The following is a 20,231-nucleotide window of genomic DNA, read 5'->3' as shown; positions in this document are numbered from 1 at the left end:
ATTAATTTTTCAAAAAGTAATGATTTTACCATTACAGGGGTCATTTAAAGTTCTTAGCCAAAGTTCTTAACTTGTTAAAGGTACACAGTCCTTTAGGATTTACTGTTTATACTTTGGTCTATATGCCACCTTCCATACTCAGATCGTTGAATTAAAGGCCATGGACTGAAGTGGTTATCGCAACATCCATAGTCCACAAAAACATCTTAAACTTAATATTTCTACCACAAAAAAGGGCACCTTTTTAAGGGAGCCCTTCTACTCAAACTAACTAAACAACTCAACTAATAATTATTCTTATACGCAATAAACAAATGACCTTCAGAGAAAGATTCTCAAATTCATTACATACCATACCACTTAACTGAATACTCTTTAAACAGCTTGCCAACTAAATATTAGATGAAGCCAATAATTGGAGCTCATTTTAATACCTGATTTCTTTCTTATAATTCTAATGACTACTATTTATTGGACCCATAAATGCCTCTGGTTGACGTATTTTACGTTCATCAATTCCAATATTCTGCAAACGGTAATTAACCCCTGCCTTTTCATACCTCACATACTGCTTTGATAATCTATCTTGAAATGATTTCCAATTCAAATTTCCTTGATGTGTCCATGCTTTTTCCGCAACTGCGGAAAGCCTAGGGTAAATCATATATTCCAATCTCTTTTCATCGGAAATAAATTCAGTCCAAATCCCGGCTTCGATTCCAATAATATGAGCAGACATGGTATCATTAAAACCTTTGGGAATTGGATTCCAATGATATATTGCTTCCAGGGAATTAGGCCCATTATGTAATCCTTCCCAAATTGCACCAGCCTCTGTTAAATCACTTGAATAGTCTAAATAAATGTAGTCTACCGGAGATAAAATCACTTCATATCCACTCTCAGCCGCTCTAAACAGAATTTCTGGGTGTTCCCCACGCCACCATTGTAAGATTGTTTCCTTATTAACATTAAAATCCGAAGCTTCATCCCATGCTACTGGATTTAATCCCGAACGGACGATAAAATCGGCCATTCTACGGTCAAACCATCCTTCAAATTCATGTTGATCTTTAATATTTAATTCATCCATTCTGGCTCGCATTTCCGGTCTAGCTTCCCAATCATGTAATCTGACCTCATCACCTCCAAAATGCACATAACGGGTATTAAATATATCGGACAAACGTAGGATTACCGTTTCTATCATCTTTATAGCGTGTTCATTTGCGATATTTAATGTGTTATTGCCCCCACTAAATTCAGGATAGGCTCTTTCAATTGCTCCAGAATGACCAGGAACATCCACTTCAGGAACTATCATTATCTGCCTTTCGTTTGCATAAGATGTAATATCCCTAGCTTCTTCTTCGGTAAGATACATTGCAGGACCATTGGAGTTAGTTCTATCTCCCACAGAACCTATTTCATGAAGTTTGGGGTATTCCTTTATCTCTATTCGCCATCCAGTATCATCAGTAAGGTGAAGATGCAATCTGTTCATTTTATGAGCTGCCATTTGATCTATCAACTTTTTTATGGCCTCTGGACCAAAAAAATGTCGTGAAATGTCCAACATTGCTCCTCGCCATTTAAATCTGGGCTGATCGGTGATTACAAGCTGATTAAAAATCAATTCTGATGGTAAAACTTTCTCCTTTGAAATCGGAACTAATTGCAAAATTGTTTGAAAGGCATAAAAGTATCCAGCCTCTGAAGATGCTTTTATTACTATCCCTTCAGCATTAATATCTAATAGGTAGGCTTCATTGGCCAAGGAAGTATCTTGAACCAACACAATCGAATTATCTTCTAGTTGTTCTCTTCCCAGTTGGCAAGACAATCCAAACAAATTCTCTAGCTCCTTATTGAACCAGTGGGCTGCTTTTTTTTGTTCTTCTGATGAAAACACCACTTGTGTCTTGGAATCCAAAGAAAAAAATCCCTCAAATACTCGTAATTCTTTGGGCTGTGGAATTACAGGTAATATCACATTAGTTTTTTCATTTCTAACTGACGGCTTACATGATATTAAAACCAACATTAGCACTCCTTTTAATAAAATCTTGTTCATAATATATTTTTTTTGACCTATTGTAATTAGTAGCTAATTTTCCAATATGGCCGTGTTACAATATTATATTGTTAGTTCATCCTAATTATTATATTTTTTATTTGTGTATCCGTTAACCCTTCTAATCCTAAATTATTGCTTTAACACTAGCTATAGCTAACATGGGTACTGGTACAAACGAAAATGTCAATTTTATTTGACCGCATTAAATAGCATTTATTGTCATTTTAGTTTTAATGATGTAATGTCAATAGCAAAATTGAATCTGATTTAATCGTCCGAATCAATTTTAACCCGAACATCATTGATTTCTTGTGCATTAATTGACTCGGCATCGCCTCCAAATTGTTGTCGGATATAAGTCAGGGTTTCGGCCACTTCCTCATCCGAAAGAAAATGGAATCCAGGCATTGATTGGTCATAAAGGCTTCCTAGTTTCTTTTTCATATTTACGGTTATACCATACAACGCCAAATTAATCAACTCCTCTTTACTGCCCTTTACTTTTTCGGAATTCGTTAAAGATGGAAATATACCTGCAACTCCCTCGCCGTTTGATTTATGACAGGAGGAACAATATTGACGATAATGCATCTCTCCCTTAGAAGTATTTGATTTTGCCGTATCCTGTATCAAATTGGTCTCTACTTGCAACATTTTATCATCCCATTCATATTCACTATCATTTAATTTAAAAATTCTAACAATGCGATCATCTTGGTCTACAGGAAAGCCGTCACTGGGGTTCCAATCACAGTTACTGGTTGACAAATAAACATCCCCTATTGGCGAAACACATATATCCCTAATTCTTCCAAGTTCCCTATTAAACAATATGGATTCAGATAGAATGGCATTTCCCTCTTTATTTAATTTTAACACCCTTAAATCGTTTTCTTTAAGTGTTGTCAAAAGAAGAGTGTTTTTCCACTCTGGAATAATGTCCGTTTTATAATAATCCAAACCTGCCGGTGCTATAGTAGGCGTCCAGGCCTTCAATGGAAGTACAACTGTTGAATCCTTGCAAAACACTTCCTCTTCCAGCGAATCGCAGAAACCTGTAACATTCGGCCATCCGTAGTTCCCTCGTCTTCTCATCAAATTGATTTCGTCATCTGTAGCATCTCCATGTTCCGAGGTATACAGATTATTTCCATTACCGTAAACCAAACCTTGAACATTCCTTTGTCCCCAAGACCAAATTGGACTACCTAAAAATGGATTGTCTTTTGGAATAGATCCATCAATATTTAAACGCAATATTTTTCCATTCAAGGATTTAAGGTTTTGGGCATTGTCGGTATTAGGTCCTATATCCCCTGTAGCCCACATCAACTTTCCATCCGGAGCTATGGTTAGTCTAGAACCATTATGTCCCGTATTTCCAGGAATTTCCAACAACACCTTCGGTTGAACAAGAACCCCATTAGTATAGGTATACCTTTCCAATCTTGATATTATAGAATGTTCTTTTTTAAGCGTATAATTCAGAAAAACATAGGGAAAGTGTTCAAATTTCGGATGGACGACCATACCCAATAGCCCTGTAGTTCTTTTTCTAAAAACTTCCTGAATCTCCAATAACAACTTTTTTTTCCCTGTCCTCGGGTTTACTTTACTTACTTTCCCCCCTTGCTCTGTAAACCAAATCCAATTATCTGGGCCCCATACAATTTCCCATGGAACATCCAAGTTGGATATTATAGTACTTCGGCCGATACGGGTAGAATCCAACAAAAGTTGTGCGTCGATTGGTGTTGTAAAATGATCGGTCACTGATTTTAAAGGTATTATTTGCTTTTCAAAAAAATTACAGCCGATAATTGTAATGGCAAGAGCTACGATTATTATATGATGACTTAACTTTTTGATTTTCAATATGAAATTTTTAAAAATTAATGATATGTTTTTAATTTGGAATACTATGTTATATCCTATAAGATGGAAAATGAGGGCTTAAGAGAACTGAGTCCAATTCTGACTATGTTATGAAAGTACAATCAATAACTACAATTGTCCCCTTCAAATAATTTTAGACTTAGGACATCCACCTATCAATATTCTTTGCAACAAATTCATCATCATTCAAATGGGGATAAGCTCTATAGACCCTATCTATCTCTTCCATCTGACCAGGCGAGAGTACCTCCTTGTCGTTCAAAGTCCATAGCCCCTCCATTAAACCTTGGCGCCTTAGTACTTCGTGAATTCCCGGAATACATCCGGCAAAATTATTGGCAGGATCGAAAAATGCCGCATTAGTGTCAGTAATCTGAATGGCGCGAGTAATCATCGTATTTGTGGCGTTATCATATTTGCCGTTTTGAACGTCATCCAAAAGCCTTACTGCCGATTTAGTCCAAACGGCCCAATGGCCTAACAACCCTCCTACTATCTTTTTTTTGACTACTTTGCCCCCAACCTCGATTTGGTATTCGGACAACAAGTCAACGAGGATATTATCATCATTGCCCGTATAGAGCGTAATGTCCTGAGGCCTATCCGACTCCGCAACGCCACGGACTACATCCAAGGTCTGATAACGATTGAAAGGGGCCATCTTAATGGCCACAACATTTTTTATATTGGCAAACGCCCTCCAAAAATCCACATCTAATTTTCTCCCCCCTACAGCTGGCTGTAAATAGAACCCGATAACAGGGATTTTTTCGGCCACTGCCCTACAATGTTCCAAAATCTCCTCGTTGGTCGCATCCTTAAAGGCCCCTAGGCTCAACAGTGCCACATGGTAGCCATTGGCCAAGGCCGATTCCACTTCACCGAGCGCCTGCTTGGTCTTCCCTATAATCCCAACAATTCGGATGATCGGTTTTCCCGTATTATTTACAAATGAATCAAATTCCTCTTTTGCGATCCTTAGGATAGGATCAAATAGATCAAATTCAGGCTCACGTATCTCAAACTGTGTGGAATGTACTGCCACTGCAACACCTCCTGCTCCGGCATCTAAATAATACCTCATTAAGGCGCGTTGTCGGCGCTCGTCCAATTTCCGTTCTATACTTAATGCTAATGGTAGTGCTGGTATGACCACCCCCCTCCGAAGGGCCTCTAGTACATCTTTAGGTAATTCTGTATAATGCATTTTTTTTATATTATTAGACTTATTCTTAGATATAATTTTTATAGAATATTATTAGGATCATTTTGTTGAAATTACAAAGTTGTCTTTTGTTAAACTCTGTGTTCCTGCCCCCATTAATACTTGCCATCCCTAACCTCAAAATGAGTGGGTTTCCCTAATGTTTTTTTATCACTATCCATCCAATGTGCCGTCCATACTATAACCTTGTCAATGGGCACCTCCGGGGCACCGAACAATTCATGGGATTTGTCGGGGTTACTGAGCAGCGCGGTGTCGGCCTCTTTTCCTTCTAAAAGGGGAACTACTCCAAAAACCTGGGCAAATTTCGCGACCACATTTCGTACCGAAAGGGTCTCCTTGCCCGTAATGTTAATAATATTGGCCGGAACGCTGGTCTGTGCCAAGGAACGCAACACCATATTGTTGGCATCGCCCTGCCATATCGCGTTGAAGTGTCCCATTGATAGATCCACGGACCGGTTTTCCTTAACTTTGGTAGCAATATCCACCAAAACACCGTAACGGGGCTCTACTGCATAATTTAATCTAATCAATGCCACAGGAGTATTGTTGGTCTTGCTGCCGTATTCAAACATTCTTTCCCTTCCCAAACAGGATTGGGCATACTCCCCTACGGCCTCCGGTCTATCATTTTCTCTGGACCCGCCCGACCTTATTGGAACCAACGGATAGACACAGCCAGTGGAATAGGCTACGATCCTAGAATCCTTGAAGTGTCTGACTACCAAGCCAGGTAGATAGGAGTTCATGGCCCAGGTAAGGGAAAGGTTGTCTTCAGATCCAAATTTCATCCCCGCCAAAAAGAAAACATTCTTGACCTTGGGAAGACCTCCTAGAAAGGTTTCGTCCAAAAGATCTCCTTTAATAGTTTCGATCCCCATTCCCGCAATATAGGCCTGTTCGTCCTGGTTGCTAAAGCGGGAGACTCCTATGATTCTTTTGGAAACCCCTGCCATATAACAGGCCCTTTTTGCCATTTGTGCAAGGGAGGGGCCTATCTTTCCGGCTATGCCAAGGAAAATAATGTCCCCATCCATTTCTTTGAACATGTCAACTGTGGCTTCGGTTGGCCGAGAAAGTAACATTTCCAGCTGTTTTTCATTCAATATTTCTTCTGGATACTGATTCATAAAATTTTCTGTTTTTTAATATAATCTGTTTGTATATTTCTACCGCTTCTTCTAGTTTGGATACGAAGCAAAATTCATCTGTCTTATGGGCCAATTCAGGTTGTCCCGGACCCAATATAACCGTGGGGATACCACCATAAGCCTTTTGCAACACCGATCCGTCTGTCAAATAGGGCATTGATTTAGGAAAACCTTCAGTATTATGGGCAATGCCACAAGCCTCGTAGACCATTTGTACGAAGAAATCATTATCTTCAGTGGATACCGCGGGAAGATCTACCAAAGTGTCTATAGTTATGCCGTCCCCCAATTCATCTTGAAGCGCTGCTAACAGAACCTTATGATCTACCACACTGGTCGTTCTGGCATCTATGGTAAATCCGGCATGATCGGGAACGGAATTGATGTTTAACCCGCCAAATACCTGTCCCACATTAAGAGTGGACAATCCCAACAACGGATCTTTTTCATCCCTAAAATTAAATTGCTTGGCCTTTAATATAGCATGTGCTACTTTATAGATTGCGTTCTCACCAAGGTGGGGCATAGAAGAATGGGCCGTAACCCCAGTAGCGGTCAATCTTAGATAAAGCCCTCCTTTATGACCTATGGCAGGGATATTGGCCGTTGGCTCCCCAACAATTAACCCACTGGCCCTTCCCAGATTCTTGTAAGTGGCCACTAGATCATTTGCTCCCTGACATCCCAATTCTTCCCCCGAGGTAAGCACTAAACGCACTCCTCCGACGGGGGTTCCTTCCTCAAAGGCCTGAATAGCAGCCAAAACCATGGCCGCTACTCCACCCTTCATGTCACTGGAACCACGTCCATATAATTTTCCATCCAAAACCTGTCCGCCGAACGGGTCCATACTCCATTTCCTATCTCCCAAAGGAACCGTATCAAAATGCCCTGTGAACACTATTGGAAATGTATCGTTAGACAATCCCTTTTCCGCAATCACATGCAATCTATCTCCTTCAAAAGGAACATAAGCTATATCAAACCCATTTTCCCTCAAAAGGGATCCCATAAATTTGGCAATGGCATACTCATTTCCAGGGGGATTCACCGTATCAAAGGCTATGAGCTCCTGTGTCAATTTTACTACCATGTTTTTTGATCCATCCATTATCCTTTAATTAATTACAGATACAACTAGTGTACTTAGTTTGATTACCAAAAAATAGACCATCGCCACAATGAGTACAAACCCAAATACAGCAATCAAATTTTGTTTTTTGGTATTTCGGAACTTTCCCATGATTTCACTATTATTCAGTATAAGGTACATTCCGCCCGCTATAAATGGAACCGCCAAAATGGTAGACGCCTGTGCCAGGATCAGTGCGTATATAACATCCCCCCGGAAAAATACGGCAACCAGCATTCCCAAGATCAAAATAATAGCAGTAAAGACCTTCGGCATCTTTTGGTTCATCGAGCGACCCAATCCGAAACCATCCGACAACAGTCCTCCACCTATTACCGCATTCACCATAAGGGAGGAAAAGGCAGCTGCACATAGCCCGAGGCTAAAAATTATCTTGGCATAACTTCCAAAAAGTGCTTCCAATTGTATGGCCATATCGGCAGCGGATTTTACACTAATTCCCTGAGGATGCAACGCAGCAGCAGAGGTAACAATTATCAGCATTGATATGAGGGCCAAAAAAAACACGCCCATGTTGCTTTCGTTCACACCACGTCGCAGGTGGCCAATATCCCAACCTTTGTCCTTTACCAGATACGATTGATAAATGGCCCCGTTGATTGCAAAAGTAGTGGCCACAAGAGCCGAAATAATATCCATATTCTCAAACTTAAAGGACATGGGCGAAAATCCTTTCACCACCTCAACCATATCGGGCTTGGTAAGCAAAAGATTGACTAAAAATGCCACAATCATGATCATCACTAATAACATCATCAACTTTTCCAACACTTTATACAGGTTTTTGGCCCAAAAAAGCAATATAATAGCCAACAACGTAAATACAACCGGCCAAATATGTTCGTCTATCCCCGTAATTCCCTCCATACCTATTCCAATCCCCAAATTATTTCCAAACTGGAAACAGGAAGCTGAAATAAAGGAGGAAACCCCTATGATCATGGCAAACCAACGACCATATGTATTGGAAATCGTCTGTAGTATAGATTCCTCATTCGTCAATCCGAAACGAACGGCCATGGAAGTATATACCATCATACAGATTGCTGCCATTACAATGACCCATAAAAACGAATACCCCTGTGCCGAACCCACACTGGAAGACACTGCTATACTGCCCGGGCCCAACACCACCGAGGCAATTATAAATCCAGGCCCCAATGACCTTATCAATTCTTTAATTTTCATGTATTTAGGTTTATTTTCATGGAATCTGTACTATTGATATTTGAATTAAGACCCCCGTCAAAATAATCGGTAAAAAATATTTAAAATGTTCAGGCCTCATATTTCTGAACTCCTAGTCCTATTTTTTCACTTGCTGTTCCTTTGTAGGGTTTTTAGGTTCTGGCCAGTTCAAATGCTCGTGTAGAAATTTAAAGGTTCCTTCTCCGTTGATGTCATGTCCACCCCAGAAAAACTCAAGTTCCGCTAACTTTCCAATCCCCAGTCGGCCATAAAGTCTTTTGACCTTGGCAAATTCGTATGCCACACTTTCATGGGCCGCTACTCCATCAAAATAACCACTTTCCACCATAAAAGGTCTTGGACAAATCACGGAAGCCATTTCGGCATGGGTGAAGGTATTCCCCATGTTCCATTCATAGATACCTCCCGAATTTTCGAAAAAAAAGGAATTCCTATACTCCGTGCTCACTGTTTTACGAACCCAATCATTAAAATAGGCGGAACTGATAACGGCACGGTACTCTTTTAGCACTATGGGCACCCTTAAAGCGGTCCTACCACCGAAACTTTTTCCGTAAAGTGCAATTCGGTCAGCGTCCACATAATCCAACGAACCAAGGAATTTGAGTATTTGTTTATGCTGAGGAATAATTACAGAAAACGCAGTCGCCTTTATGGCGTTCGCCTTGCGAATTGTGAATTGATAAGGATTATGGGGTGAAAATACTACAAAACCCCTGTTTGCTAAAGCCGGAACCACGCCCTTGTAGCTTTTGCTTTCAATGGCCGTAGAGGGCAATCCCCTTATTCCATGCTGTAGTACTACCACGGGTCGTTGTTCCCCTTGTTCAATATCGTTTGGAACCGCTAAAATTCCCCAAGAAAAGACTCCTTCCCATACATCCAGAATTACTTCGTACCCTTTCCATCCAGGTTCGTCATAAACTTGTCGTATTCTAGGGTTTAATGGCAACAATGGAACGTCTATCTCACCAACCAATTCCGAATAGAATTTCTTTATATATACTTCCATATCCTTTTCCCAGTTCTCTGGAGAAGAAGTGTCTCCTTTTAAAAAAGCATAACGATTACGTTCTGCCCCTGGAATCATATCTTGAATATATTCCTGCATATTATGGAATACCTTGCTTTGCCGATGTTGAGATGAAAAGCCAGGCCTTAAATCCTTCAGTTGGATTTGGGTTTCTATCTTAGAAGGTGTATCCATTCCCAAATATTTTGAAAATCTAGAAATCGCTTGTTCCGACCCATGGTAGTCTTTTACTGAGGTTAAAAAGAAATCGGGTTGCACCTTTCCTGATTTTGGGAAAATTTCTTTTAGTCGATCAAACTCTCTTCTTACTTCTTTGTTCGATGGTGTTTCCAACCGACCCGGAAGGGCATGGTCCACTTGCCCATTTTTAGGTGTCAGAGGCTCCTTAACATTGGGAACGGGCGATTGTTCGATTACCAATTTTCGGGGTGCTATCAAACTGGCGACCTCTGCGTCCCCGAACTCCCGTAAGAGGCCCCAAACATTTCTATACACTGGCTCCTGCCACAGTTCCTCCCTAGGTCCAAAATATCCACTGACCCAAGCCACATCGATACGGATATCCAATGCAGCCGTATACAGGGCCAGCAGACCTCCTTCGCCATATCCCATAATGCCCACATTTAGATCGGGCTGGGTTTCCTTGAACCAATCAATGGCCGACATTACCTTCTCCGCTTCCAGCCCTATAATATGTTGCCCCATCATGTAGCTCTGACGATGGATCCACTCCCTGTGTGTTTCGTTGGTCCAAATAGAGGCTGTTTCCCCTTCTCCCATCCAAGGAGCATGGGAGGTAAGACTGTCACTTCCAGATAATTCTGTTTGCCTATTTATTAAAATGGGTATGATAACCTGGGCACCCCCTTCCGCCAGTCTTAAGGCAAGCGCTTCTTTACCGGGAACCATCCCTGCATAGGATTCTGCCAGTTCATCAGCATCCGGAACTACCACAATGGATGTTTTGGCCCCTTCTTTTGGAACCAATAACAATCCTTCGGAAACAAGACCGTCTTTTACCGGCCATTCTATCTCATATATAATACACTTTTCGGTTTCCGAGATCATGGTTCCATTTCCTGGACTACTTTTAACATTCAAATCGGGAAGCGATCTCGGCTTATCTATACCTATTATTTTTCGTAAATGTTCCCTGTTGGAGGAAATCGATGCCTCATAAGCTTCCCATGATGAAAAATTACGGTCCCAAAGATTCTCCCTACCACGAACAACCTGCTTAGTATAATTCGTTAGGAAAGTGTCTATGCCAATCTTCATTCGATTGGCCATAATATCTTCATATTCTCTAGAGTATGGGGCTTCAAAATATCCAGTTTGTTGAGCGTTCAATAAGTTTACAAAAGCAGTAGCAAAAAATAGTGCAAAGCTTAAACAGAAGCCTCTTATCTTTGTTTTTTGGATCATCGTATAAATCTGAAATTAATAATAACTTAAAACATCTTTTTTTTATGGAAGAGTTGGTTTTTAATTGCGAGTCTTTTTTTTTGTTTTTAGATGTTATAATTGCGAAATCCATAGCAAGTTCACAACCAGACAATCTTACTAAAACGCCCTCTTTAAGTATAAGTGCCAAAAAAGTAGAATAGGGTGATGTTTAAAAAAAAGAAAAAAACAATGGCCAAAATAAACTCATTGACAATGACCATCTATCACCTATTCCTTAATACAATGAGGTTAGTTTTCAGTAATAAAACAATATGCCGTTACCTAAAAATCACTTTATATAATCCTTCAATACATCATACCAAAGTCTATATCCTGTAGCATTCATATGCAGACCGTCTTTTAAAAAAATACTCTTTTTCAACTTTCCCTTACTAATCATAGGTTTCCAAACATCTGCATAAAATACAGAATCAGCCCTTTTGCCAAGTCGTCTTAAATGACGGTTAAGACGCTTGTACTCTCCTTTAAGATCCCATCGGGCAATACTAGGTTTTGTCGAAATCAAAACTATTTCCGTAGCCACATTATGACGCTTTACTTTTTTTATAATTTCCTTCATATTCCCGATTATTTCATCGGTACCCTTCCCTGCCGCAACATCATTATCCCCTTCGTATATAAATACCTTTTTTGGATTATACCTTAGGACAATGGAATCCAAAAAAATCAAAAGGTCGGATGCTTGTGACCCGCCAAATCCAGAATTCAGGACCTGATGGCCTGGAAACATGTCTTGTAATTCCTCCCACATCTTGATACTGGAACTCCCTACAAATACAATGGTCTCTTTGGACTTGTCCCAAATAGAATCATTTGCCCGAACAGTAATTGCGACCTCATCCCTAAAACGATTGTTCTGAGCCGTTTGTGCTAACAACGTGCCGTTTTTAGAAATGCTCACTGAAGAATCTTGGCTGTAACCCAATTGAATTACAACACAAAATACTAGGATAAAAAGGTAGTTATGTGTACAACCACAGTATTTAAAATTGTTCATTATCAGATTTTTATAGCAACTCTAACAGCTACCTTATATTTTGAAATTCAAATCTCACATATTGGAACATGGCACATTCTATGTACGTATTTGATACCTAAAAGTACCATGCTCAATATGTACAAAATTCTATTGCCATCTGCCGGATCTATTAGGCAATAGGACAGATCAAATTAATTCAAAATCAATAATTGCAATATACATTCAAATACTGATTAAGGTGCTGAACTTGTGCCCCCAACCCCGCCAAAAGTATAATAAGGCAACTCCAATAGGTCTAATTCCTCTGCCGGTATAGGAAACTGAAGGGGAGTACCTTGTACAAGTCCGCCGTAATCCAATCCACGGTAGTTCCCCAATCCTCTTTTATGGTAGTAAAGCAATCCTGCGGCCGAAACAGTAGTTTCAATATCAAACTCATAGCGCATGGCATTCCATACGTCATTAAAAGTATCCGCAGTAGTTATCGGGGTCAACCCCCCCCTTTCTACCCGAGTTTTATTAATAAGTTCAATAGCTGCTGGATCAACTGCCGGATCACTTGCACGCAACAACGCTTCAGTTAAATACATATCCATCTCCGCCGCCCTGATATGGTTTATTTCCCCAATACCACCATTGAGCCATATGGATTCAGTTCGAATAGGCATATATAAGGAACCGTACCAACCTCCGTTGGTAGCCGGCCATGGAGAAGGACCTCTCCATCTAAAATCCGTACCTGGAGCTCGTTTACCTGCCTCTAAAACAACGGTCTGGCCTTCGCCATCAATAACAGTTACATCCTGTTGCCCGGCAATGCGCTTGTCCGGCGTTTCCAGAACGAATTCGGAACGCATCTCTGGAGCAGCATTTTTCCATTCTTCAAACTTCCCACTAATATCGGTATGGCCGATCAAATAATAATTGGTACGAAAAATTGTTCCTTGTAATATTCCTGGACTTTCGCCCCAGACATTAGAATTGGAATTGATATTAAGTTCTCCAAGCCCACTTTCTACCAAAGTTTTTATCCTACTCCAATCCAGATTATCCCTACATTCAGGGGTCCTACATTGTTGCAGCGTATAACGAACTTCATAAGAGTTCATTAATTTAACAAAATCGGCAGAGGTTAAAGGATTGCCAATTATCCAGTTGTTGGGTAAAGTGAAGGTATTTGTGCTGGCAATTTCCCGAGCCTCTTGAAGTTTTTGTAAACCAAAATTAAATACCTCTTCAGTCGGTTTAAATTCAAGTTTATCGGTAGTAAGATCAAAGTTTTCATCCAGGATAAAAGCCTTGTCAAAATGGTTGGCCAAGGCCATATAGGAAATACCTTGAACAAACTTTGCAAATGACCTCAAGCGTTGGGTTCTTGAGTCATCATCAAATCCCAACCCTCTAACGTCTGTTGCCAATAATCCATCATTGACAGAGGATATAGCAGTATATAGATTTGACCATGGAGCGGTTACAACGGCTTTCCATTGATATGTTGGAGTATTTTCATAAGCTGTCGCCGGTATTCGAAAAAAATCTCTCACAAAACTATAACCATTTGTGCTTTCTAGTCCAAGAAGGCTAATCCTATCGTTAAATGGTCGGGATTGAACTCCTGTCCACCACTGTTGATATTGATTCCCAACTAAGGCTTCAATATCGTTAATGTTCTGTAGTGCGGTTGCTGTATCTGGGTTATTGGTATTCTCTACTTGCAAATAATCTGTACATGAAGAGAACAAAAATATTGTGCTTATTAGGCAAAATACCTGTATTGTTTTATATATTTTCATTTGTTAAAATTTTATGATTTAGATCCTAGGGATTAAAACTTGATTTCAAGATTAGCGGATATCTGCCTAAAATTCGGATATTGATACCTATCTCTTCTATAGACGAGGTCACCAACCTCAGGGTCTATTCCTGTATAATTAGTCCAGGTAATAAGGTTTCTACCTATTAGACTCAAGTTAATATTGTCCAAAGCATTTCCGAAAACTGATTGCAATTTGTCTTTGTTAAAGTTATAACCTATGGATACCTCTCTCAATTTTACAAAAGTAGCATCCTCCAACCATCTAGAATTAAAGTTAGAAATCATGTTTTGGTAATAAACCAAAGGTTTTTTCTCCAACTCCGGTTTCCCAGCTTGATCGTTAATTATGTCGAGGTTTTCCCTGACTCTTCGCTGACGTGTATCATTATAGATTTGCCCTCCAAACTGACCATCAAATAAGGCGTAGGCGGTAAAACCTTTGTAGTTAAGGGTAGTACTGAAAGCCATATTAAAGTCTGGCATCGTTCTTCCCCGACTTACATTGGTATCTCCACTCTCCGAAACAAATAAATTAGGGATTCCCCAATTTCCCAACTCGGTGCCATCATCAGCGATTACATCGGTACCCCATAATCCAGACTTCCAATTGTTGCCGACACCCACTGGAACTAGGAATCCTTCGTCATTTCTATCAAAATAACTACTGTAGTCACCTCCATAGGTAGTCTCAAGTTCATTATATGTTTCAATAAATTTCTGGGTATATATTGTACTTACTTCTTCTCCCTCCCTTAAGTAAAACAATTGATCTCTAAGAATAGCTGGACGATCAAACTTCGTTATCTCTGATCTTGTCCTGTCAAATAACAGGTTGAAGGATAGTTTAATATTTTGTTTCTGTATTGCAAAATAATCTAAGCTCGCCTCATAGGTATTGCTTTTGACCGTACCACCATTCACCCATTGCGAATTAAAACCATAAGGGCTTATAAGTGGAAGCTGTAAAATTTGATCTTCTGCTTCCGAAGTTGCATAAGTGAGGCTCAGCTTCAATTTGTTGAATAAAAAAGTATCGAACCCAGTCTCTATCTCCGTTGCAAGCTCTGGTTTTAACTTTTTGTTACCTAAGGTATTTTTAGTCACGATTGAGCCTGCGACCGACCATGTTTCATACTGCGCCGAGAAATTGGGTCTGCCTCCAGCAGTTCCCATGGACAATCTGAGTTTAAAGTCGTCCACTCCTGAAACATTAAACCAATTCTCTTCGGATATCCTATAGGCTCCACTGGCCCTAAAGTAAGTATGCCATCTTTCATCTTCCCCAAAAAGTGAACTTCCATCCCTTCTTACCACAGCATCAATAATATATTTGTCCTTGTAGTCCAAATTCGTTATTAAAAAATATCCCAAGGATTTGATTTCAGAAGTAGAGGAGCTGCCTGTCCGACGGTCTAAATCTGTCGCATCTATCGTTCTCACTCCTGAAACCTGGAAGGCCTCACCTACTAAACTTGATCCAGCATATTCTGTATGTTCCTGCAGGGCTCTAATTTGTGTAGTTGTGGATAAGTCTCCAAACTGCTTTTTAAAAGTGGCCATTATGCTAGAATTAATGGCTTCTGAATAACTCTCATTTAGTGTCAGCCCTCCATTTAAGTCTCTGTCCCTGGCATGCTGATACCAAATTGGCACGTAACGCTCTGAATTGACCCCACTACGATCATAACTAATATTTCCGGAGAACTCCAACCAATCGGTGGCGAAATATTTTAGGCTTGCACTACCCATCGCCCTATTTCGTTTCGTCGTCGACTCTATATATGCCACATCATAGAGAGGGTTATTGTATGCAAGTAAAGGATCTGAAAGATATAAATATCTTCCTGCTTCATCTCTTAATGTCAAGTCTACATCAGGTCCCTGGATTAGAAGTCCAAAAAATGGACTAAATTCATTATTTATCGGGATATCATCAGTTTTTGATTTGGAATAATAGCCACTGACCGCCATAGTCAAGTTGTCTGTGATCCTGGCATCCAGATTTAAACGTATATTTCTTCTACTGTATCCATCTGCATCCTTCATAATTCCACTATTTTGTGTATTGTTAAAGGAAGCCCGATAATTCACTTTACTGGTACGCTGCGCTATAGATATGTAATTTGAAAAGTAATATCCAGGATTAAATAACCTGTCGAGGTGGTCATAGGTCTTTACTGGATATTCTTGATCCATAAACGCAGTAGATGGAGTACTTACTAGAGCTCGCCCTAAACGTGATGATGTAGGATTACCATCAAGATCCACCCATGGCTTATCCAAGTCTCCACTTAGCTTATAGGCATGGGAGTTATTCGTAGCCGGAGTGCTTGGCAGTTGATTCACACCAAACTCGTTCCTTATTGCAATTTGAGGTATCCCCTCCTCTATATTTTTACCTCTTTTAGTGGTAATGTTTATGACCCCATTCGCTGCTCTGGAACCATATAAACTAGAAGCTGCAGCACCTTTGACCACTTCTATGTTTTGAATGTCCAATGCATCTATATCCCCGGCACTCCCAGCTAAAATAACGCCATCTACGATATACAATGGAGAATTATCGTTGCTAAACACATTAGTTACCCCCCTTAATATGATATCAACATCAGACCCAGGACTGCCATTGCTTTGGGACATGGAAACTCCCGATACTTTCCCACGCAGTGCGCTAGCGGCATTAGAACTAGGAACCAACTCTAATTTTTCATTGGTAACCCTACCTACGGTAAATGGCATTTTCTTGGATTTGGTTCCTCCAACAACACCTGTAATAATAACCTCTTCCAAACCTGCCGCATCCACACTTAACGACACATTTATAGTTGTCTGTCCATTTACCCCTACTTCTTTAGTTCCATAACCTATATATGAAATTACCAAAATGGCATTTTTATCCTTAACCTCTAAAGTGAAATTACCATCAAAATCCGCTTGGGTACCATTGACTGTACCCTTCTCCAGAATATTGGCCCCTGCTAAAGGGGCGCCATTCTCGTCAACAATAGTTCCACTTACATTATTCTGTTGGATTTGTTTGCGCACCTCTATTTTTGGACTGGACAAAATCTTTTTTAGCGGTATATCCTTTTTTTTGGTTAGAATGATTTGCTTCTCTATAATTTCATAGAGGACATCAGAACCTGAAAATAGAATTCGCAAAATTTCATCGATTTGCTTTTTTTCTACCCTGATGGTCACTTTTTGATCAAGACTAAACTGTTCATTTTCGTAAAAAAATTTAAAGTCCGTGATTTTTTCGATCTTATCAAAAATGGATTGAATACTTTTTTCCTGTTCATCCAAAGATATTTTGGTCTTTTGAGAATAGGTACTTGCATTTGTTTGAAATAGAAAGAGGAAAAGAAACAGAAAGGAAAGTTTCATTTTTAAATCTAATTTGAGTACATCCCAGATGTAATACTCCTTGATTATTTTCATATTTTTGTTTGATTTAAAGATTGTAAGGTTTTTAAATTGAATTTTTAAATCGGGAAATGTTGCAACCATTTCTCGATTTTTTTATTGATTTTTATGTCATACTAAAAATGAATTAAGGGTTAATAATGATTTTACTTTCCAGCATTATATAATTAAATTTATTGGTCCTCTGAAATGTATGGAGAATCTGCTCAATGCTTTCTTTGTCGAATTTTCCTGTAAATCTTTTTTGCTCCAAGTCTTCATAATTATTAACAATAGAAAGATTGAAATGGCGCTCAATTTTTTTGACTATGGAACTGAAATTTTCATTGTTAAAATGTAAGTTTCCTTCCACCCAGGCAATATGGCTTCTAACATCCACATGTGAAACTTTAAGAGTATCCTTAAACTTATAGGCCATCTCATTAGGCTTTAACCGTACTCCCAATTCCCCTTTAAAACGATTTCCTTCTTCAAATACACCTACACTTCCTTCGACAAGAACAACGCCTTTAAAACTATCGTCAGTATAGGAGGAAACATTAAATTCCGTGCCAAAAACTTCTGTATTTATTCCATTGGCCCTGACTACAAAAGGACTATTTTTGTTTTTAGCTATTTTAAAGTAGCCTTCACCTTCTAAGCTAACTACCCGTGGTTGCCCTTCAACGAATTCTACTGGATATTTTATTTTTGATCCCGCATTTAGATATACCTCAGAACTATCAGAAAGTCGCAGTAAAAATCTTTGTCCATTTGGTATTCTTAGGGTGTTATAGATTAAAGTAACATTTGTACCTTTCTTACTGTTGTACGAAAGCTGATTCTGATTTTGTTTAACCTTTACGGTTCCGTTGTTGATAGTGATGTTCTGTACTTGTGATTCGTCCAAAATATGCAAACTGCCATCTTCTAACTCCAACGTAATTTGAGATTGATAGGGATCAACCTTATTATCCTCCTTGTTTAAAAGGAATGATCCGGCTACAGTAAATACCAGACCGAGTAGAACCGCCGCATACTTGAAGAATACAGGCAATCCCTTTTTTCTTTTAGCAATCAATAAATTGGGTGAAGAAATTTTATTTTCAAACTTTTCAAAGGCTACATTGAAATCGAATTTATAATTTCCATAATAATGTTTTAGGTATTCCCTAAACAATAATTCATGATTAGGCTTCCTAATCCATTCTTGTAGAATTTGCAAATCTTTTTCGGTAACATCATCTTCCAAAAAAAGGTCAATTATCTTCTTAATTCTTTTTTCCATTCAATTAGATTATCTATAACTCTAGACAATCGAAAAAGTGAATACCATGCATTTTTAATATTTTTTTTTATTTATTTGTTATCTAAAAGTTAAATATTCAACCCATGCATGATTTTATTTCAAATGAAAAGGATTTGCTTGAGGAGCTTCAGAAAGGCAATAAAAATGCATATCATAAGCTCTTCGAGACTTATTACAAATTGCTTTTCATTTATGCAAAAAGTTTAACTCAAAACAAGTATAAATCGGAAGATATCGTCCAAAATGTGTTCCTGAAATTATGGTTGAATCGGGAAAATATAATAATTACAACATCTATAAAAAACTACTTATATACATCTGTTCACAATATTTTTATAAATGATTATTTACGAACCCAAAAAGAAATAACTATTCTTCATAAAATACACGGGGAAGTCCTTCAAGAACTGGCAATAGAGGAAGATGAAAAAATTATGGACAGATTAAAGTGGGTTGACAATGAAATTCAATCATTACCTAAAAAAGCCAAGGAGATATTTATTATGAATAAAAAGAGAGGATTAACATCTAAGGAAATTGCCAATATGTTGAATATCTCGGAAAATACAGTTGAAAGCCACATTGGTCGGGTCCTGAAGCGATTACGCGTAAAAGCCGCAAAATTAAATTTTCTATCAATCTTTTTTTAGTTTCAAGGCGGAAATAACCATTAGCATTTTAACTGTTCAAATTTTACTTAATTGTTTTTCTAAATCTAATTGTAAAAAGTAATAGTATTCAATTTCAAAATAATCGTGTTCCAACGCAAAAAATGATATTCATGAGCTTATATCCCTCTTTCGCCTAGGTTAACAAAGTTATCGTTTCATTTAGAATGAGCCCTCCATTAATCTTTTTCTCAGTTCTGATTTCGACTTTTTCCGCCGTCAACTTTGAGTTTACCCTGCCATCAAAAATTTTACTCCCAAATCCCTGGATTCCCGTAGTCAACCACTAAGAGCAACCTTTTTTATATGTACTTTTTATATAAAAAAAGAGTATGATATTATAATTATTGAAATAGTATTTTTCCATTAACAGTGTATTATAACAAAACGTGATGAACTAATCTTATTCTACTGTAATTGAAGCAATTGTAGGTATTGTTCGTATTCCCATGATTTTAGTGCCAAACATATTCGTTTAAAACTAGGAGACCATGCTATTAAATTTAAAAAAGAGGAAAAATAGAGAGCCCATATTCTTACAAATGCAAGATAAATTTATGATAGCTAATAGTTCAGCAGTTCAAAGTCCTTTGGTGAATTAAATCCTGGTACGACATCCTAAATTACCGAATTAACGGCCAAAACAAAACACTAACACGTTCATAAATTATTGAGCCATCAATAAATTAGAATTCAATTTAAACATTCTTTTACAACGGGTAAGAAAATTTTACTTGTCGCGGTTATTTGTGATTTCCCTACTTAATTTAATTTTTTATCATTTTTTAACATCACCCTATTCTACTTTTTTGGCACTAATACCAAAAGAGGTTGTTTCTG

The 20,231-nt window shown here is 38.6% G+C and carries 12 protein-coding genes; 1 reads left to right on the top strand and 11 read right to left on the bottom strand.

Annotated features, from left to right (window positions below; all coding sequences use genetic code 11):
• Positions 1-454 precede the first annotated feature (454 nt).
• The 11 genes from MWU82_RS17135 to MWU82_RS17085 form a co-directional block, all read right to left on the bottom strand.
• Complete coding sequence (locus MWU82_RS17135; protein ID WP_247097326.1) at positions 455-2,074, bottom strand: beta-N-acetylhexosaminidase; 1,620 nt, start codon at positions 2,072-2,074, stop codon at positions 455-457.
• 270 nt (positions 2,075-2,344) lie between these two features.
• Positions 2,345-3,952 carry a PQQ-dependent sugar dehydrogenase gene (locus MWU82_RS17130; protein ID WP_247097325.1) on the bottom strand — a complete coding sequence of 536 codons (1,608 nt, stop codon included), beginning with the start codon at positions 3,950-3,952 and terminating at the stop codon, positions 2,345-2,347.
• A 160-nt stretch (positions 3,953-4,112) separates the two neighbouring features.
• Positions 4,113-5,180: a dihydrodipicolinate synthase family protein gene (locus tag MWU82_RS17125; protein WP_247097324.1), complete on the bottom strand. Its 1,068-nt coding sequence runs from the start codon at positions 5,178-5,180 to the stop codon at positions 4,113-4,115.
• 113 nt (positions 5,181-5,293) lie between these two features.
• The gene (locus MWU82_RS17120) at positions 5,294-6,331 is read right to left on the bottom strand and encodes a hypothetical protein (protein WP_247097323.1); all 1,038 of its coding nucleotides are present in this window, start codon (positions 6,329-6,331) and stop codon (positions 5,294-5,296) included.
• Positions 6,300-7,463, bottom strand: a complete 1,164-nt coding sequence (locus MWU82_RS17115; RefSeq protein WP_247097322.1) for a M20 family metallopeptidase — start codon at positions 7,461-7,463, stop codon at positions 6,300-6,302. The genes MWU82_RS17120 and MWU82_RS17115 overlap by 32 nt, the downstream gene beginning before the upstream one ends.
• A 6-nt stretch (positions 7,464-7,469) precedes the next feature.
• Positions 7,470-8,693: an Nramp family divalent metal transporter gene (locus tag MWU82_RS17110; RefSeq protein WP_247097321.1), complete on the bottom strand. Its 1,224-nt coding sequence runs from the start codon at positions 8,691-8,693 to the stop codon at positions 7,470-7,472.
• A 118-nt stretch (positions 8,694-8,811) separates the two neighbouring features.
• On the bottom strand, positions 8,812-11,172 hold the full coding sequence (locus MWU82_RS17105; protein ID WP_247097320.1) for a hypothetical protein: 2,361 nt from the start codon (positions 11,170-11,172) through the stop codon (positions 8,812-8,814).
• Positions 11,173-11,482: 310 nt separating this feature from the next.
• Positions 11,483-12,211 carry a GDSL-type esterase/lipase family protein gene (locus MWU82_RS17100; protein ID WP_247097318.1) on the bottom strand — a complete coding sequence of 243 codons (729 nt, stop codon included), beginning with the start codon at positions 12,209-12,211 and terminating at the stop codon, positions 11,483-11,485.
• 215 nt (positions 12,212-12,426) lie between these two features.
• Positions 12,427-13,986, bottom strand: a complete 1,560-nt coding sequence (locus tag MWU82_RS17095; RefSeq protein ID WP_247097317.1) for a hypothetical protein — start codon at positions 13,984-13,986, stop codon at positions 12,427-12,429.
• Positions 13,987-14,018: 32 nt separating this feature from the next.
• The gene (locus MWU82_RS17090; RefSeq protein ID WP_247097316.1) at positions 14,019-17,450 is read right to left on the bottom strand and encodes a SusC/RagA family TonB-linked outer membrane protein; all 3,432 of its coding nucleotides are present in this window, start codon (positions 17,448-17,450) and stop codon (positions 14,019-14,021) included.
• A 112-nt stretch (positions 17,451-17,562) separates the two neighbouring features.
• Complete coding sequence (locus MWU82_RS17085) at positions 17,563-18,702, bottom strand: FecR domain-containing protein (protein WP_247097315.1); 1,140 nt, start codon at positions 18,700-18,702, stop codon at positions 17,563-17,565.
• Positions 18,703-18,806: 104 nt separating this feature from the next.
• Here MWU82_RS17085 and MWU82_RS17080 point away from each other — a divergent pair, with 104 nt between their 5' ends.
• Positions 18,807-19,373 carry an RNA polymerase sigma-70 factor gene (locus MWU82_RS17080; RefSeq protein ID WP_247097314.1) on the top strand — a complete coding sequence of 189 codons (567 nt, stop codon included), beginning with the start codon at positions 18,807-18,809 and terminating at the stop codon, positions 19,371-19,373.
• Positions 19,374-20,231: the final 858 nt, after the last annotated feature.

Source organism: Arenibacter sp. S6351L, assembly GCF_023016025.1.
Classification (GTDB): domain Bacteria; phylum Bacteroidota; class Bacteroidia; order Flavobacteriales; family Flavobacteriaceae; genus Arenibacter; species Arenibacter algicola_B.
The sequence above is the reverse complement of the archived record's forward strand: the minus strand, read 5'-3'. Positions and strand labels throughout refer to the sequence as shown.

Bases quoted from the DNA above. Each gene is read 5' to 3' on its own strand.
- MWU82_RS17135 (WP_247097326.1), bottom strand. From the start codon at position 2,074: ATGAACAAGATTTTATTAAAAGGAGTGCTAATGTTGGTTTTAATATCA.
- MWU82_RS17125 (WP_247097324.1), bottom strand. From the start codon at position 5,180: ATGCATTATACAGAATTACCTAAAGATGTACTAGAGGCCCTTCGGAGG.
- MWU82_RS17120 (WP_247097323.1), bottom strand. From the start codon at position 6,331: ATGAATCAGTATCCAGAAGAAATATTGAATGAAAAACAGCTGGAAATG.
- MWU82_RS17115 (WP_247097322.1), bottom strand. From the start codon at position 7,463: ATGGATGGATCAAAAAACATGGTAGTAAAATTGACACAGGAGCTCATA.
- MWU82_RS17110 (WP_247097321.1), bottom strand. From the start codon at position 8,693: ATGAAAATTAAAGAATTGATAAGGTCATTGGGGCCTGGATTTATAATT.
- MWU82_RS17105 (WP_247097320.1), bottom strand. From the start codon at position 11,172: ATGATCCAAAAAACAAAGATAAGAGGCTTCTGTTTAAGCTTTGCACTA.
- MWU82_RS17100 (WP_247097318.1), bottom strand. From the start codon at position 12,211: ATGAACAATTTTAAATACTGTGGTTGTACACATAACTACCTTTTTATC.
- MWU82_RS17095 (WP_247097317.1), bottom strand. From the start codon at position 13,986: ATGAAAATATATAAAACAATACAGGTATTTTGCCTAATAAGCACAATA.
- MWU82_RS17090 (WP_247097316.1), bottom strand. From the start codon at position 17,450: ATGAAAATAATCAAGGAGTATTACATCTGGGATGTACTCAAATTAGAT.
- MWU82_RS17085 (WP_247097315.1), bottom strand. From the start codon at position 18,702: ATGGAAAAAAGAATTAAGAAGATAATTGACCTTTTTTTGGAAGATGAT.
- MWU82_RS17080 (WP_247097314.1), top strand. From the start codon at position 18,807: ATGCATGATTTTATTTCAAATGAAAAGGATTTGCTTGAGGAGCTTCAG.